The sequence below is a fragment of the Aurantiacibacter luteus genome (genome assembly GCF_001010945.1).
GTDB classification, from domain to species: Bacteria; Pseudomonadota; Alphaproteobacteria; order Sphingomonadales; family Sphingomonadaceae; genus Alteraurantiacibacter; species Alteraurantiacibacter luteus.
On sequence record NZ_LBHB01000001.1, the window covers coordinates 1,120,004 to 1,135,563 of the forward strand.

A 15,560-nucleotide genomic window follows, 5' to 3' on the forward strand; every position below is an offset into this window, starting at 1 on the left:
GACAAGTGGGCTGTGCGCCCCCACCCCGGCGGGCGCGCCGCCGATCGTCAGGCGCGCTGCGCGGTAACGATCCATACCGAAGCGGGAAAGGCGACGATCCCGTCAGACAGACGTCGCTCCGCCGTGTCGCGGATGCGGCCGAGGAATCGTTCGCGCGCGGCCACGTCCATCTCGGCAGCGGCGCTGGCCGCCGGCCCGATGCGGCTAAAGTAGCTGACGGCATCGGCGAGCGGATCCGCGCCGGCACCCACGACCATTGCCACGTTGAGCGGCTCCATCGACACTCCCCTCCAGCCGCCGGCGGCCAGCAGTCCGGCGACGTATTCGGGATCGGCAAAGGCGAACGGACCGGGCGCGCGAGGATCGGCGGTTGCAGGAGGCTCGGGCAGGAGCCGGACGATCTCGGTGAAGAAGGGATTGTCCTGTCGATCGCGGAAGCAGGAGAACAAGAGGCCCGCCCCCTCCACCGCCTGCTCGGCGAGATGGCCGAAGGCACTGGCGGGGTCGTCGAAGAACATCACCCCGTGGCGCGAAACGTAGAGGTCGGGGCGCTCGCCGGCAGGTGCCTGCCAGGTCGCGGCATCGGCCAAATCGAAGCGGAGGTTGGCGTGGTTCGTGCCGCGCGAACGGGCCGTGGCGACGAGATCCGGAGAGACGTCGATGCCGGTGACCGAGCACTCGGGTTGTCCGCGCGCGATGGCGAGCGAAAGTTCGCCCGCACCGCAGCCGATGTCGACCACGCGGCTCGCTCCTGCGGCGCGGACGCGGCCGAGCAAGGCCTCGGTCACCTGCGCGAAGGAGCGATCGGTACGCGGCCATTCCTGCGACCAGGTTCCTCCCACCCGGCCCTGCCACTCGCTCTTGCCCGTCATGAAGTCCCCCTAGTTTCGCGGCACTCCTATATCGAACGCGCGGCGCAGGACAACGAGCAGATGCGAAGAAGCCGGCGGTGGCGGGCTGACCCGCCGTCGCCGGCTCCGGTTTCGCAAGGTGTGGCAGGGTTTGCCGGTTCCAGGTGGGGAGCCGGCAGCTACACCTTCTTGAGGATCAGTCGTCGGCGTCCGCGTCCGGGCCCGTCATCATCTCCTCGGCAACCGCTTCGGTCCGGCCGCGGATGGCGGCTTCGAGGCGGCTGCAAATCTCGGGGTTTTCCTTCAGGAAGGTCTTGGCGTTCTCACGTCCCTGGCCAATGCGGATGCTGTCGTAGCTGAACCACGAACCGCTCTTCTCAACCAGCCCGGCGGTGACGCCGAGGTCGAGGATCTCGCCGATCTTGGAGATACCTTCGCCGTACATGATGTCGAACTCGACCTGTTTGAACGGCGGGGCCACCTTGTTCTTGACCACCTTCACGCGGGTGGAGTTGCCGATCACCTCGTCGCGGTCCTTGATCGCGCCGGTGCGGCGGATGTCGAGGCGGACCGAGGCGTAGAACTTGAGCGCGTTGCCGCCGGTCGTGGTTTCCGGGTTGCCGTACATCACGCCGATCTTCATGCGCAGCTGGTTGATGAAGATCACCATGCACTTGGAGCGGTTGATCGATCCGGTCAGCTTGCGCAGCGACTGCGACATGAGGCGCGCCTGCAGGCCGACATGGCTGTCGCCCATCTCGCCCTCGATCTCGGCACGCGGCACCAGCGCGGCGACCGAGTCCACCACCAGCACGTCGATGGCGTTGGAGCGCACCAGCGTGTCGGTAATCTCGAGCGCCTGCTCACCCGTGTCGGGCTGCGAGACGATCAGTTCGTCGATGTCGACGCCCAGCTTCTTGGCGTAGACCGGGTCGAGCGCGTGCTCGGCATCCACGAAGGCCGCGGTGCCGCCGTTCTTCTGCGCCTCTGCAATGACGTGCAGTGCCAGCGTGGTCTTGCCCGAGCTTTCCGGTCCGTAGACCTCTATCACGCGGCCCTTGGGCAGGCCGCCGATGCCGAGAGCGATGTCGAGGCCCAGCGATCCGGTGGAGATCGCCTCCACGTTCATCGTTTCCTTCGAGCCCAACTTCATCGCCGAGCCCTTGCCGAATGCACGATCGATCTGTGCGAGCGCTGCATCGAGCGCCTTCTGACGGTCCACGTTACCTTCCTTTTCGACGAGCTTCAGATTCGCACTTGCCATGACACCGTCTCCGCCTGTTCGCTAGGCCGCGCCGGGGGTTTTCACCCGGCCTGCCCTGCCTCGATGGAAGGATCATGTACCCACTTTGTTCCATGAGAACAAGAGTGGAACGAAAATAATTTCCAACAGGGGATCAGTCCGCCCGCGCCGCCGCCTTGCGCAGCACGCCGCTCACCTTTTCGCCGATCTGCTTCACGCTGAACGGCTTGGCGATGAAATGCATCTGGTCGATGTCGATATCGGCGCGCAGCTGTTCCTCGGCATAGCCGGACATGAACAGGACCGGGATGTTGCCGCGCACCTTGCGGATTTCCTTGGCCATCGCCGGGCCGTCCATGCTGGGCATGACGACGTCGGTGACGACGAGATCGAACTTGTCGGGCTCGCCGCGGAACAGCTCCAGCCCCTCGTCCCCGTCCGAGGCCGAGACGATGGCATAGCCTTCGCGTTCCAGCGCGCGCGTGGCGACGGCGCGGACCATGTCCTCGTCCTCGACCAGCAGGATGCAGCCGCCGCCCGACCATTCGCGCGCCTGCACCTCCTCGGCCTTGCCGCGCGCCAGTTCCTCCTCGCTCGCATGGTGGACGGGGAGGTAGATAGTGAAGCGCGCGCCCTTCACGGTGCCGTCCGGCCCCTTGGCGTTGCCGGCGAAGATGAAGCCGCCCGACTGCTTGACGATGCCGTAGACGGTCGAGAGGCCCAGCCCCGTGCCCTTGCCCTGCTCCTTGGTGGTGAAGAAGGGTTCGAACAGCTTGCCGATGATGTCCTGCGGAATGCCGCCGCCGGTGTCCTCGGCGACGAGAACGGTGTAATCGCCCGCCGGGATGATCTCCGATCCCATGCGGCGGATATCCTTCGCCTCGACCCGCCGCGTGGCGAAGGCGAGTGTGCCGGTCGCGCTTTCTCCGCCCTTGCTCTGAATGGCATCGCGCGCGTTGACGGCAAGGTTGACGATGACCTGCTCGAGCTGGCGCGGGTCGGCGCGCACGTGGCCGAGATCGCGGTCGTGGCGCACCTTCAGCGTGATCTTCGCACCCAGCAGCCGCTTCAGCAGCTGGCTTACTTCGGAGATGATATCGGGCAGCTGGATGACCTCGGGCTGCAAGGTCTGCTGGCGGCTGAAGGCGAGAAGCTGGCGCGTCAGGCTGGCGGCGCGGTTGGAATTGGCCTTGATCTGCTGAATGTCGTCGTAGTCGCTGTCGCCCGGCGTGTGGCGCAGCAGCATGAGGTCGCAATAACCGATGATGGCGGTCAGCACGTTGTTGAAATCGTGCGCCACGCCGCCCGCCAGCTGGCCCACCGCCTGCATCTTGGTCGCCTGCGCCACCTGCCGCTTCAGGCGCACTTCCTCGGTGGTATCGGCGAGGCTGAGAAGCACCGCCGCCTCGCCCAGCCCGCGCACCCCGGCCATGCCCATGCTGACCGGCTCGTCCGGCTCCGAGCGCATACGCACGGCAATGTCGCCGCTGGAGGCGGGTCCCTGCGCATAGCGGCGCACCGCGTCGGAGAGCGCGGTCTTATCGCGCGGCACGACGAGATCGCTGGGATAGGGCGGCAGCTGGCCCTTTGCCACGCCCGCCGCGCGCTGGAAAGCGGGGTTGGCGAACAGAAACTTCCCTTCGCGGTCGGTCGTGGCGAGGCCCAGCGGCAATTGCTCGAGCAGGCCCTGTAGCTGCGCCGCCTGGCCCTTGGCCTCCCCGCCCCAGCCGCCGAGCCCGATCCCGGCATCGATCAGCAGCATCAGCGAGGGGCTTTCCGCCATCGCCTTGCCGGGGATCCGCTCGCGCGCGGCCTCGTCCGGGTCGACGAGCGGCACCTGCACCAGCGTTTGGGGCGAGCCCTTCTTGCCCTCCCGCGCGAAGAAGATGCGCTCCCGGTCGTCGGAGCGCAGTAGTTGCACGAACTCCTGCCCGGCCATGCTGGCGTTCTCGTCCCCCAGCGCGCGGCGGGCGAGCGAGGCGTTGGCGGCGCGCACCATGCCTCCGGGCGTGACCAGCGCGACCGAGATGCCCGCCGCCCCTAGCACCCGCCCGAACAGGCCGGAGATATGCTTGCCGATGGCGGCGACGGGCTCTGCCCGAACCACCGGGGCGAAACGCCAGACGAGGTAGTCGTCGGCGCGGCCCGCGCGTTCGGCGGTCGCGGTCCAGCTGCGCTGTTCGTCGGCCACGGTCACGCTTTCGCCCTTGCCGTCGCGCCAGGCGGCGCGGGCGATGCGCGCCAGCTTCTCGCCGCTGGTGCCGTCGACCGGCAGCACCGGCGGGCCGTAGTCGGAGCCGAACCACAGCTCGAACGCGGCATTGGCGCAGACCAGCCGGTTGGCGCGGTCGGTAATGGCGATGGCGAGGTCGGGCTGCTCGATGGCGGCGACAGTGACGGACCAGTCGGGCGCATCGCCCTCGCTGACCGCGGGCCGTCCAACGGCGGTGCGACCGGCCACGAAGGCAGCGAGTCCAAGCACCACCAGACCGCCGGTAAAGGCCAGCGTCACCGTGGAGCTGCCGGTGGCGAGCTGGATCATCACCACGCTGGCGAGTACCGCGGCGGCGACGGCCAGTCCGTCGACGAGACCGCGCGATCCCTGCAGGTCGGAGAGCTTCATTCCGGTGCGTGCAGCCTGCGGCGGCGCCACGGTCGCCTGCCCCAGCGATGCGCGACGACGAACCGCCACAGGAAGCTCGACAGCAGGTAGCCGATCGCCGCGCCGACGACCGACAGCACCACGAAGCCGAAGGCGGTGACGCCGGCGGTCTGCAGCCACCACCCGAATTCGGCCCACCAGCCCTGCTCCAGCGCGGTCTTGGCGCTGCCCATCGCGCTTGGGTCGATCTTCAGCGTGAATTGCCCGACCTTGTTGGCAACGAGCAGCCAGAACGGCAGTGTAAAGGGATTGGTGACGAAGGTGATAAGCGCCGCGACCGGCACGTTCGCCCGCGCCGGCAGGGCGAGAAAGGCGGCGAGGAAGATCTGCCCGACCGGGATGATGAACCCCGCAAACACCCCCAGCGCCACGCCGCGCGGCACGCTGCGCCGGGTGAAACGCCAGAGCTCGGAGCGCAGGAAACGGTGGGCGATGGGCGCAAGGTACTTGTTGCGCGCCATCTCCTCCCGCTCGGGCATCTTCGGCATTTTCCTGCCGAGCCAGTTGATCGCCTTGTTCACCATGGTTTCCGCGCGCGCCCTGCCAGATTCGGCAGGCAAGTGGTAGGTGGTGTTAGACGAGAAGTTCGCAATCCCCGCTTAACGGCACGACGCAGCTTTTCACCCGCGCTCGCGCATTACCCGAGCCTTGTCGCGCTGCCAGTCGCGGTCCTTGATGGTGGCGCGCTTGTCGTGGGCCTGCTTGCCCTTGGCCAGCGCCAGTTCCACCTTTGCCCGGCCCGTGCCGTTGAAATAGACCGTCAGCGGCACCAGCGTCATGCCCTTGCGCTCCACAGCGCCCAGCATCCGGTCGATCTCGCGCGCGTGCAGCAGCAGCTTCCTCGGCCGCTTGGGCTCATGGTTGAAGCGGTTGGCGTGGCTGAATTCGGGGATGGTGGCGTTGACCAGCCAGACCTGTCCGTCCTTCACCTCGGCATAGCTTTCCGCGATCGAGCCCTGTCCGCCGCGCAGCCCCTTCACCTCGGTCCCCTGCAAGGCGATGCCCGCCTCGAAGGTATCCTCGATGAAATAGTTGTGCCGCGCCTTGCGGTTCTCGGCGACGATCTTCTGCTTGTCGAAGGTGGGTGGTTTGGGGCGGGCCATGGGAGGCGCGATGTAGGCGCGCGCGAGACGGATTGCAAAGGCCGCTTGCCAGCCCGTCGGCAGCGCCGCACAAGCAGCCCATGGCGGAGGCATTCGAGATCGGCGGCATCGTGGTCGAGCGCGGCACGCGCGAGCGCATTGCCCTGCCCGTCAGCCATACGCTGACCGGGCTTTCCGCCAACCTGATGCTGGAGGTGGTGCACGGCGCCGAGCCCGGTCCGACGGTGTTCGTTTCCGCCGCCATCCACGGCGACGAGATCACCGGCACCGCGATCATCCAGCAGTTGATCCCGCGCATCGATGCCGCGCAGCTTCGCGGCACGATCATCCTTGCCCCGGCGGTCAACATCTACGGCTTCATCGCGCAGAGCCGCTACCTGCCCGACCGGCGCGACCTCAATCGCAGCTTTCCCGGCAACGCCAACGGCTCTCTCGCCTCGCAGCTGGCGCATTGCTTCTTCGAGAACGTGATCTGCCGCTCCACTCTCGGCATCGACCTGCATTCGGCGGCGGTGCACCGCTACAACCTGCCGCAGATCCGCATCGCGGCGGGGGACGAGAAGCTGATCGAGCTCGCCACCGTGTTCGGTGCGCCGATCGTGATCGAGAGTCCTTTGCGCGAAGGCTCCATGCGGCAGCTGGCGCACGAGCGCGGCACGCCGATGCTGCTGCTGGAAGCGGGCGAGGCGCTGCGCTTCGACCGTTACAGCGCCGAGGTGGGCACGCGCGGCGTGCTGCGGGTGCTGGCGCATGTCGGGATGCTGCCGGGCGACGACGCCATGGCGAGCGTGCCCGCGCCCGGCCGATCGAACAGCACCCGCTGGGTCCGTTCCCCGCGCGGCGGGGTGTCGCATCGTCTGTGCAAGTCCGGCGACCTGGTGAAGCACGGCGACGTGCTGGCGCGCGTGGGCGGACTGTTCGGCGAGGACTGCATGGACGTCACCAGCCCCATCGGCGGCATCGTCATCGGCCATGCGACGCTGCCCGTCGTCTACCAGGGCGATGCCATGTTCCACGTCGCCGAGCTCGAGAACCCCGAACACGCGGGCGAACGCATTGCCTCCCTCGACGCCGCCATCCGCGTCAGCGAGCCGAAGGGTCCGGCCGCGCCGATGATGGACGAGGACGAGGTCGAGGACATGGAGGCCGACGGCGAGGCCACCGATGGCGCGGCGGCGCAAAAGGCGGGCCGCGAACCGCTTTAGGCCGCCGGCCTAGCGCACCACGATGGAGCCGATCATGCCGCGGATCGAGTGGCCGAAATGCGTGCATTCGACATCGTAGGCCCCGGCGCGCGGCACCAGCCGCAGCTCGACACTGGAATTGGCCGCGACCTCCACCTGCCCGTCGGCAATCACCGCGGCATCGCTCTGCGCGATCTGGGTGGCGGCGAAGAAATCGGGCGCGGCGAAGTTGTGACCGCCGTTGCTGGCGTTGGTCAGCACCAGCACCACGGGCTGCCCGGCCCGCAGCGACAAGGTCTGCGGCGCGAAGGCGAAGTTCGACAGCGTCACCTCGATCCGCTGCGCCTGCGCGAAAGCGGTCGAGGCGGGCGCGATCTGCGGGGTGAGCGTCGTGGGGATGGCGCAGGCGGAAAGCATCAGCGCCAGCGCGGCGGCGGGAACGGCACGTCTGGTCATGGCAGCAGGTCCTCCGGCAGGGTGGGCGTATTGAGGATACGGGTGAAGCGATCCCAGCGGGTCGCCATGTCCGCCCCCCCGGCCTCCACCGCATTGCCCACGATCTCCTCGCCCAGCCCGTAGTTCACCACGTAGCTGCGGTAGGTATCCATGAACCTGAGGTTCTGCTCGGCGCGCTGGCGGCTCATCAGGCGATAGCGCATCTGCGCCGCGATCGCCTGCTCGCGCGTCATCGTGCCGTCGAGGTAGCCCGCGGCGATGGTGTAGTAGGCGGGCGCCAGTCCATGCAGGGCATCGCGCAGTTCGTAATATGCGGCAAGGTCGCGCGTATCGATGCCCGCCATCGGCGCGAGCACGTCACGCTCGTAGGCGAGCTGGGTGTCGCCGGGGAAGGCGAGGCGCCGCCCGTAATTGGCACTGCCTTCCGAGATGATGGCGCGCGGACTGTAGAGCGGCAGCAGCGTGAATTCGACCTGCCCCAGCGCATTCACCCGGTCGCGCTCGATCAGCGTCGAATAGACATGGTGGCCGGGATAGGCCTCGTGACAGCCGACATCCACAGCCCGGTCGAGCCGGGTGGGCAGGTCGGTATTGATCTCGATCACCGAGTGATAATCGCCCTGGTAATAGTTGAACCCGCCCCACGGCTTGTCGGTGACGAGGCTGAGGTCGAAGCGCTCGCCCGGCGGCAGGGCGATGTGCGGCAGGGTGCGCGTGCGGCACTCGGCGACGGCGGCATTGATCACTGCGTCCAGCCGGTCCGCGGGGATGATGAAACGGTCCTGGAAGGCATTGAGCCGCTCGTTCAACGGACCGTCGCTCGCATCGCCCGGCACTAGGTCCTCAATCCGCGCAATGACGGGATCGAGCGTGGCGAGGTCGATCAGCTCGGGGCGGACGCCGAACAGCCCCTCGGCCTCGTCCTGGAACGGAATGCGCTCACCGCCGAGCATCCGCAGGCGCACCTTGGCGCTGGCGAGCATGGCCCGCAGGTAGCGCACCCGGCTCGCCTCCTCGGCATTTGCCACCGGTAGCGCGGCGAGCGTGGTGTCGAGCGCGAGCACGCGCGCCTGTAATTCGGGAATGGAAGTGGAATCGTCCTGCGCCTCCGCGCGAGTCGCAAGTTCCTCCGGCCCGTAATAGGCATCGACGTAGCCGGGATCCTTCTCCCCGATGGCGAGCTGCACCGCGAGATATTGCCGTGCCAGCGCGTCGAGCGAGTTGTGCGGCATCTCCGGCATCGTCGAGCACGAGCCGAGCGCGAGGGCGGCGATGGCAAGGGCGGCCGGGCGCATCATGCGACGACTCCGGCGAAGTCCATCGCATCGTCCACCGCCTTCTTCGCCGCGTCCGAACAGGGCACGATGGGCAGCCGCACATCCGGCGCGAACCAGTCGAACAGCTTACTCAGCGCGTACTTGGCCGGCGCGGGAGAGGCGTCGGCAAACATGGCCTTGTGCAGCGGGTAGAGCTTTTCGTTCAACTCGCGCGCCGTCTCGAAATCGCCGCTTGCCGCTGCGGCGTGGAACTCGGCGCAAAGCTTGGGCGCGACGTTGGCGGTGACGGAGACGCAGCCGACCTGCCCCAGCGGGTAGCCTGCAAGCACCAGCGGATCGTCGCCCGACAGCTGGCACAGCTCCGGCGCGCCCATGCGCTGCTGGACCACGCGCTGGAGGTCTCCGCTCGCATCCTTCAGCGCCACGATCTTGCCGGGAAAGCGGCGCGCGAGCTCGATCACCGTGGCGGGCAGGATGTCGGTCACCGTGCGGCCGGGTACGTTGTAGAGCACGATCGGCAGCTCGGCCCGCTCGGCGAGATAGCTGAAGTGCGCGAGCAATCCTTCCTGCGACGGGCGGTTGTAGTAAGGCGCGACCAGCAGCAGCGCGTTGGCCCCGGCGACCTGCGCTTCCTTGCAGTGCCACAGCGCGGTCTGCGTGTCGTTGCTGCCCGCCCCGGCGATCACCGGCACCCGGCCCGCGGCCTGCTCGGCGCAGACGGCGATGACGCGGTGGTGCTCGTCGTTGTCGAGCGTGGCGCTCTCACCGGTCGTGCCGCAGGGCACCAGCGCGCTCGAGCCGTTGTCGATCTGCCAGTCGATGAAACGGCGATAGGCCGCCTCGTCGAACGTTTCGTCGCGGAAAGGAGTCGCGAGGGCGGGAATGGAGCCGGAAAACATTGATGCGCCTCGCGGATTGCTGTTGAAACGAACTTCGCGTTCAGCGCCTGATAAGGAGGCCCTCCCCATCATGTCCAGCATGGACAAACGTATTCTGCTCGCCGCGCTCGCCACCACCGCCTTCACCACCCCGGCTGCCTTCGCGCAGGACAGCGCCGAGTGGGATCGCAACCGGGCGAACCTGGTGGCGCAACAGCCGGGGCAGGTCGCGCGCGAGATCGCCCGCTGGCAGTCGCTGTGGGGCGATACGCAGGCGCAGCTGCCGTTTACCCAGTACGCCAGCTTCCTGATCGCCAACCCCGGCTACCCCGACGAGGTGACGCTGCGCTCGCGCGCCGAGCGTCGTCTGCGCGAGGAGTTCGTCGATGCCCAGCTGCTGCTCGATTTCTTCCGCGATCACGAGCCCGTCACCAACTACGCCAAGGCGCACTACGCGCTAGCGCTGATGGGTACCGACCAGGCCGCCGCCGAACGCTGGGCGCGCGAGGCGTGGCGCGGGGGTGAAATGAGCCCGACGGCCGAGGCCGCGCTCTCGGCCAACTTCGGTGCAGGCTTCACCCAGGAAGACCAGGACCGGCGCATGGACGCGCTGCTGTGGCAGCGCGATGCAAGCGCCGCCGCGCGCCAGCTGATGCGCGTGTCGCCTGCCCGCGCGGGCGTCTTCCAGACGCGGCTCAACATCCTGCAGTCGGGCGACGGCTACACCTCCGATCCCTCTGCCCGGACCGACCCCGGCTATCTCTACAACCGCAGCCGCGAGCTGCGGCAGGAAGGCCGCGCGGGCGAGGCGGTGCGCCTGATCGTCGATTCCCCGCCGCTGGCCGCCCTGCCCTTCGATCGCACCGCGTGGATCGAGGAACTGCTCGCCGTGGGCCGCGCCGCCAGCCGCGCCGATACCCCGCGCGTCGCCGCCCGCGCCCTCGAGGCCTTCGGGCCAAGCGAGGACATCAGCGGCATGGAATACAAGCTGCGTGACGATTACACCTCGCTGATGTGGGCGGGCGGTACCAACGCCCTCTGGCATCTCGGCGACGGTCGTAGCGCCGCGCCGCTGTTCTACCAGTACGGCGCCAGCGCGCGCACCAGCCAGACCCGCTCCAAGGGTTTCTTCTGGGCCGGCGAGGCCATGGCGCGCGCGGGCAACACGGCGGAAGCCAACCGCTATTACGAGATGGCGGCGCAGTACACCGACCGGTTCTACGGCCTCATGGCGCTCCAGCGCCTCGGCCGCCCGCTGCCAGCCTATGCCGAGGCGCCGAACGGCCAGCCGACCGATGCCGAACGCCGGGCCTTTGCCGCGGCGCCGATCACCGCCGCCGTGGCGGAAGTGGCGCGCGACGCGCCCTGGTCCACCGGCATCCGCTTCTACCGCGCCATCTCCGACCAGGCGACGACGGTGGGCGAGCATATGCTGGTCGCCGAACTCGCCCGCGACATCGGGCGGCGCGACCTGGCGGTGAACCTTTCCGACTATGCCGCGTCCGACGGCCATTCCGGCTTCACCCGGATCGGGTTCCCGACGCTGCAAACCCCTCCCGGAGCCAACTGGACTCTCGTTCACGCGCTCGCCCGGCAGGAAAGCCAGTTCGCGGAGAACGCCATCAGCCACGCAGGTGCGCGCGGCCTGATGCAGTTCATGCCCGCGACCGCGCAGGAAGAGGCCCGCCGCGCGGGTGTCGAGTATTCGGCCAGCCGCCTGATGGACGACCCGCAGTATGCGATGCGGCTCGGCTCCAACCACATCGAGCGGCTGCTCGCCTATTACGACGGCAGCTACCCCCTCGCCATCGCCGCCTACAACGCGGGGCCGGGCAACGTGAATCGCTGGCTGCGCGAGAACGGCGACCCCCGCCAGACCGGCGACTGGCTGCGCTGGATCGAGGAGATCCAGTTCTTCGAGACCAAGAACTACGTGCAGCGCGTGATCGAGAACGCCGTGGTCTACGAAGCGCTCTACCCTGACCGCGCCAGCATGGGCCGCAGCCGCGCGGTGACGGACTTCCTGCGCTAGGGCTCCAGCGTGCGCGTGACGGTGCCGGTTTCGTCGTAGAAGCGGATCGCCGCTTCGCCGCCGGGCGTCACCCGCATGTCGAGCCTCTTGCGCCCCTCGCCGTCGCGCAGTTCGACGAGCGAGGTGCCGTCCCATGTCCGCCCGAAGAAGCCACGCCGCGTGTTCTGCGCGTTGGCGGCGGCGAGCACGCGCGCGGCTTCCTCCTCGCTCGCGTCGGCCGGCAGTGAGGCCAGCAGCCCGAAGTCCATGGGGGCCATGGGGCGGTCGTTCACCGCCATGCCGGAAAGCTGCCGCTCGCCATCCTTCACGCCGATGACTTGCACGATTTGGTCTTGCTCATATGCATCGAAGCTGAGCGCCCCGCCGCTCGACGGGGTGCCGTCCGCGGCGCGCTCGCCCGCATAGACCAGCCCCCCGACCTCGCTCCCCTCGTCGTTGAAGAAAAGCATTCCCGATTGCGTGCGCGAGGGATGGGGGAAACGCTGACCGCGGATGAGGATGCCGGGATCGCGCGCCTTGCTATAGAGCGCTTGGCGGATCGTGCCGTCGGGCTCGACGATGTCCAGCCGCTCGACCACCAGGTGGCCCATGCGCACGGTGTCCTCGTCGGCGCGGGCCTGCGTGCCCACGGCAGTCAGCACGGCACAGCCGCCGACGAGCGCCCCGGCGAGCGCGGCGAGGAATACGGGCATGGCGGGGGTCGACATGGATTTACTGCTCCAAGTTGGTCTGGGAGCGCGCCGCTCGCACAGAGCCGCGAGGAATGGAAGAGCGCCAATCTGGCGGACGTCGGCTTCCTATTCCTGCCCCCTCGCCGCGCGCAGCAGGACCCTATAGGACGGCGTGAATCAGTTAACGGGCGCTCGGGTGGCGCTGCCGGTGTCCTTCGCCACGCCCAGCCGTCCTGCAACCCAGCCGATCGTCGGACCCTGGATCACGCTCGATAGCAGCACGACGAAGAACACGATGTTGAAAATGGCAAAGGCGCCCTCGACGCCGGCGACCATGGGGAAGGTGGCGAGCACGATGGGCACCGCTCCGCGCAGGCCTGCCCAGGACACGAAGATCTTCGCCCGCCAGTCGTAACGGCGGAAAGGCAGCAGGCAGAGGAATACGCTCAGCGGCCGCGCCACGAACATCAGGATGAGCGTGATGGCAAGGCCGGGCCAGAGCACGGCGCCGAAGTTCGACGGCGTGACGAGCAGACCGAGAGTAAGGAACATTACTACCTGCGCCAGCCATGCCAGGGCGTCCTGAAATGTCGTCACGATGTGTTTTGCGGCAAAGGCGCGGTTGCCCGCCACCAGCCCTGCGACATAGGCGGCGAGAAAGCCGTTTCCGCCCACCGCCTGCGCCGCGCCATAGGCAACCAGCACAAGCGCCACGCCGATGACGAAGGCGAGCCCGCCGTAGCGGTAGGGCAAACGCTTCAATATGACGGGCAGCAGCCAGCCGCAGCCCGCCCCGACCAGTGCACCAAGCGTCATCTGGACGGCGAAGGAGGGCACGAGCGCCAGCGGGCTCGCCTGCGGGTCGGCGAGAAACAGGATGGCCGCGCCCACCAGGAAGATCGCCATGGGGTCGTTCGAACCGGATTCGACCTCGATCAGCGCGGGCACGTCGCCATGCAGATCGAGGCCCGATGCGCGCAGGACGGCGAAGACCGCGGCGGCATCGGTGGAAGCGATGACTGCGCCCAGCAGGAACCCCTGCGACGGCGCAAAGCCGAGCAGCCAGACCGCCGCACCGGCGACGATGGCCGAAGTCACCATCACCCCGAAGGTCGCCAGCACCAGCGCAGGCGTCGCCACCCGCCGCACGTCCTTCCACGCGGTATCCATGCCGCCCGAGAAGAGGATGAAGACGAGACATACCGTGCCGACCAGCTGGGTCAGACCGAAATCGTCGAAGGCGATGCCGCCCGGCCCGTCGACCCCGGCAAGCATCCCCAAGGTGACGAAGCCGAAGAGCGCCGGCAGTCCGAAGCGGCTCGACAGGGATCCGGCGGCGACGGTCAGCAACAACAGGGCCCCTGTCAGCAGCAGGGCGAGATCGGAAGTGATGGCGGACATGGCCGTCAGCTCAAAGACGAGCGGGCGCGCGTTGCCAAGAGCGAACCTTGCTTTGGTAACGCGACCCGGTATCGCCGCGCGCATGTCAGACACCAGCCCCATAACCCCCGCCGGTCTCGCGGCGCTCAAGGCGCGATACGATCACCTGCTCGGGACCGAGCGGCCCGCGATCGTGGAGATCGTCAGCTGGGCGGCGGGGAACGGCGATCGCAGCGAGAACGGCGACTATCTCTACGGCCGAAAGCGGATGCGCGAGATCGACAGGGAGCTGGCGCATCTCGCCAAGGTGATGAAGCACGCCCGCGTCGTCGAGCCGTCCGCGCAGCCCGACAAGAGCCGCGTCTTCTTCGGCGCGACGGTGACGATTGCGGACGAGGACGACGAGGAGCGAACGCTCACCGTGGTCGGCGACAAGGAGCAGGACGCCTCGAAAGGCCTCGTCGGCTGGTCCAGCCCCATCGCGCGGGCGCTGCGAGGCGCGAGCGTGGGGGATTGCCGCAGCGTCCGGCTTCCCGGCGGCGAAAAGGAGTGGGAAGTCGTCGCCATCACTTATCCCGCCGGCTGAAATCTTTTTTGCGGACTCCGTGTAAGACCGGCCACGCGCTGCCGACTACCCTTGCATGGAACGAGGGAATTTCAGCTTGGACACGACATTCACCACGCAGGACGCCGCCTATCGCAGCGCTGCAACGCAGTACGGCGCGGCCATCGAGCGGCTGGCGCGCGGATACGAGGCCGACCCGGATCTCGCCCGCGACCTGGTACAGGACATCCACGCCGCGCTGTGGCGCAGCTTCGCCTACTTCGAAGGCCAGTGCTCCGTCAGGAGCTGGGTCTATCGCATCGGCCACAACGTGGGCGTCAGCCACATCCAGGCGAGCCGGCGCGCAAGGCCCGGCGCGCTGGCCGACCTCGACGAGCTTGATGCCCTCGCCGCTTCCGACGACCCTGAACGCGAGGTGGGCGAGGCGCGCGCCGCCGACAGGCTGATGGCCACGATCCATCGGCTCAAGCCCGCCGACCGGCAGGTGATGCTGCTCTATCTCGAAGATCTGACCGCGGGCGAGATCGGAGAGGTGACCGGCCTGTCCGCCGGCGCCGTCGCCACCCGCATTTCCCGATTGAAGGCCTTGTTGGCCGAAGCTTTCCAGACCGAGGAGACCGACCGATGACCCCCGAAGAATTCGCCCGCGACAGCTGGCACCGCGATGGCGCCGCCACCGCCGCCCTGCCGCCGATCGAGGAACTGCGCGCCCGTGCCGACAAGTTCCGCCACACCATCGCCAATCGCAACCTGCGCGAATACATCGCGGGCGGCTTCGTGATCGTCGCCTTTGCCGTGATGGCGGTGCTGGCGCCCTTCGTCGCCATGAAGATCGGCGCGGCCATGGTGGCGCTGGGCGCGGCCTACGTGATGTGGCAGCTCAGGCGCCGCGGCACTCCGCTCGACCCGGCGCGCGAGGGCGGTGCGCTCTCGCTGCTCGAATTCCAGCGGCGCGAGCTGGTGCGCCAGCGCGATGCGCTGAACAGCGTCTTCAGCTGGTACCTGCTGCCGCTGGTGCCGGGGATGCTGGTGCTGATGGCCTCGCCCATGCTGGCGACGCCGGTGGAACAATGGGCCCTGCCCTCTCCCGGCATGGCGATCCGGCTGGCCGCGCCGTTTGCCGTGTTCTTCGGCGTGTGGCTGCTCAACAAGTGGGCTGCTGGCCAGTTGCAGAAGCAGGTGGACGAGATCGACGCGCTGACCGCCTGATCCTGAAAAGAAAGAGGGGCGCGCAACCGGTGTTGCGCGCCCCTTCGTT

The 15,560-nt window shown here is 68.1% G+C and carries 15 protein-coding genes; 5 read left to right on the forward strand and 10 right to left on the reverse strand.

Going from position 1 to position 15,560, the window contains the following annotated elements; genetic code table 11:
- Positions 1 to 47: 47 nt before the first annotated feature.
- From AAW00_RS05410 to smpB, 5 genes are all read right to left on the reverse strand, one after another.
- Positions 48 to 872: a class I SAM-dependent methyltransferase gene (locus AAW00_RS05410; protein WP_047003217.1), complete on the reverse strand. Its 825-nt coding sequence runs from the start codon at positions 870 to 872 to the stop codon at positions 48 to 50.
- A 175-nt stretch (positions 873 to 1,047) separates the two neighbouring features.
- Positions 1,048 to 2,115: a recombinase RecA gene (gene recA / locus AAW00_RS05415; RefSeq protein WP_047003218.1), complete on the reverse strand. Its 1,068-nt coding sequence runs from the start codon at positions 2,113 to 2,115 to the stop codon at positions 1,048 to 1,050.
- 133 nt (positions 2,116 to 2,248) lie between these two features.
- The gene (locus AAW00_RS05420) at positions 2,249 to 4,717 is read right to left on the reverse strand and encodes a hybrid sensor histidine kinase/response regulator (protein ID WP_047003564.1); all 2,469 of its coding nucleotides are present in this window, start codon (positions 4,715 to 4,717) and stop codon (positions 2,249 to 2,251) included.
- A complete protein-coding gene (locus tag AAW00_RS05425; protein WP_047003219.1) occupies positions 4,714 to 5,280 on the reverse strand; it encodes a DUF2062 domain-containing protein in 567 nt (188 codons plus the stop codon). Before AAW00_RS05425 ends, AAW00_RS05420 begins: the two co-directional genes overlap by 4 nt.
- A 96-nt stretch (positions 5,281 to 5,376) precedes the next feature.
- A complete protein-coding gene (smpB, locus tag AAW00_RS05430; protein WP_047003220.1) occupies positions 5,377 to 5,859 on the reverse strand; it encodes an SsrA-binding protein SmpB in 483 nt (160 codons plus the stop codon).
- Between the two features lie 80 nt (positions 5,860 to 5,939).
- On the opposite strand from smpB, the gene AAW00_RS05435 reads away from it, so the two are divergent.
- Complete coding sequence (locus AAW00_RS05435; protein WP_063359795.1) at positions 5,940 to 7,064, forward strand: succinylglutamate desuccinylase/aspartoacylase family protein; 1,125 nt, start codon at positions 5,940 to 5,942, stop codon at positions 7,062 to 7,064.
- A gap of 9 nt (positions 7,065 to 7,073) precedes the next feature.
- On the opposite strand, the gene AAW00_RS05440 is transcribed toward AAW00_RS05435, so the two are convergent.
- Genes AAW00_RS05440 through dapA form a run of 3 tightly spaced genes read right to left on the reverse strand, consistent with a single transcriptional unit; the run spans position 7,074 to position 9,675 of the window.
- The gene (locus AAW00_RS05440; RefSeq protein WP_052761777.1) at positions 7,074 to 7,499 is read right to left on the reverse strand and encodes a cupredoxin domain-containing protein; all 426 of its coding nucleotides are present in this window, start codon (positions 7,497 to 7,499) and stop codon (positions 7,074 to 7,076) included.
- Positions 7,496 to 8,797, reverse strand: a complete 1,302-nt coding sequence (locus AAW00_RS05445; protein WP_052761778.1) for a hypothetical protein — start codon at positions 8,795 to 8,797, stop codon at positions 7,496 to 7,498. The genes AAW00_RS05440 and AAW00_RS05445 overlap by 4 nt, the downstream gene beginning before the upstream one ends.
- Complete coding sequence (dapA, locus tag AAW00_RS05450) at positions 8,794 to 9,675, reverse strand: 4-hydroxy-tetrahydrodipicolinate synthase (protein WP_047003221.1); 882 nt, start codon at positions 9,673 to 9,675, stop codon at positions 8,794 to 8,796. The genes AAW00_RS05445 and dapA overlap by 4 nt, the downstream gene beginning before the upstream one ends.
- Before the next feature lie 79 nt (positions 9,676 to 9,754).
- On the opposite strand from dapA, the gene AAW00_RS05455 reads away from it, so the two are divergent.
- Positions 9,755 to 11,686, forward strand: coding sequence for a lytic transglycosylase domain-containing protein (locus tag AAW00_RS05455; RefSeq protein ID WP_241461633.1), 1,932 nt, complete (start codon positions 9,755 to 9,757; stop codon positions 11,684 to 11,686).
- Here the strand turns inward: AAW00_RS05455 and AAW00_RS05460 are convergent.
- Together AAW00_RS05460 and AAW00_RS05465 are read right to left on the reverse strand one after the other, a co-directional pair.
- Positions 11,683 to 12,393, reverse strand: a complete 711-nt coding sequence (locus tag AAW00_RS05460; protein ID WP_052761779.1) for a hypothetical protein — start codon at positions 12,391 to 12,393, stop codon at positions 11,683 to 11,685. The two genes, AAW00_RS05455 and AAW00_RS05460, sit on opposite strands and share 4 nt — an antisense overlap.
- Before the next feature lie 141 nt (positions 12,394 to 12,534).
- Positions 12,535 to 13,758 (reverse strand): potassium/proton antiporter, encoded by a 1,224-nt coding sequence (locus AAW00_RS05465; RefSeq protein WP_052761780.1) that lies wholly within the window; start codon positions 13,756 to 13,758, stop codon positions 12,535 to 12,537.
- An 82-nt stretch (positions 13,759 to 13,840) separates the two neighbouring features.
- Between AAW00_RS05465 and AAW00_RS05470 the strand changes: the two genes are divergently transcribed.
- From AAW00_RS05470 to AAW00_RS05480, 3 genes are all read left to right on the forward strand, one after another.
- Complete coding sequence (locus AAW00_RS05470) at positions 13,841 to 14,323, forward strand: GreA/GreB family elongation factor (RefSeq protein ID WP_047003223.1); 483 nt, start codon at positions 13,841 to 13,843, stop codon at positions 14,321 to 14,323.
- Between the two features lie 76 nt (positions 14,324 to 14,399).
- Positions 14,400 to 14,930, forward strand: coding sequence for an RNA polymerase sigma factor (locus tag AAW00_RS05475; RefSeq protein ID WP_241461634.1), 531 nt, complete (start codon positions 14,400 to 14,402; stop codon positions 14,928 to 14,930).
- Positions 14,927 to 15,511, forward strand: a complete 585-nt coding sequence (locus AAW00_RS05480) for a hypothetical protein (protein WP_047003225.1) — start codon at positions 14,927 to 14,929, stop codon at positions 15,509 to 15,511. Before AAW00_RS05475 ends, AAW00_RS05480 begins: the two co-directional genes overlap by 4 nt.
- Positions 15,512 to 15,560 lie beyond the last annotated feature (49 nt).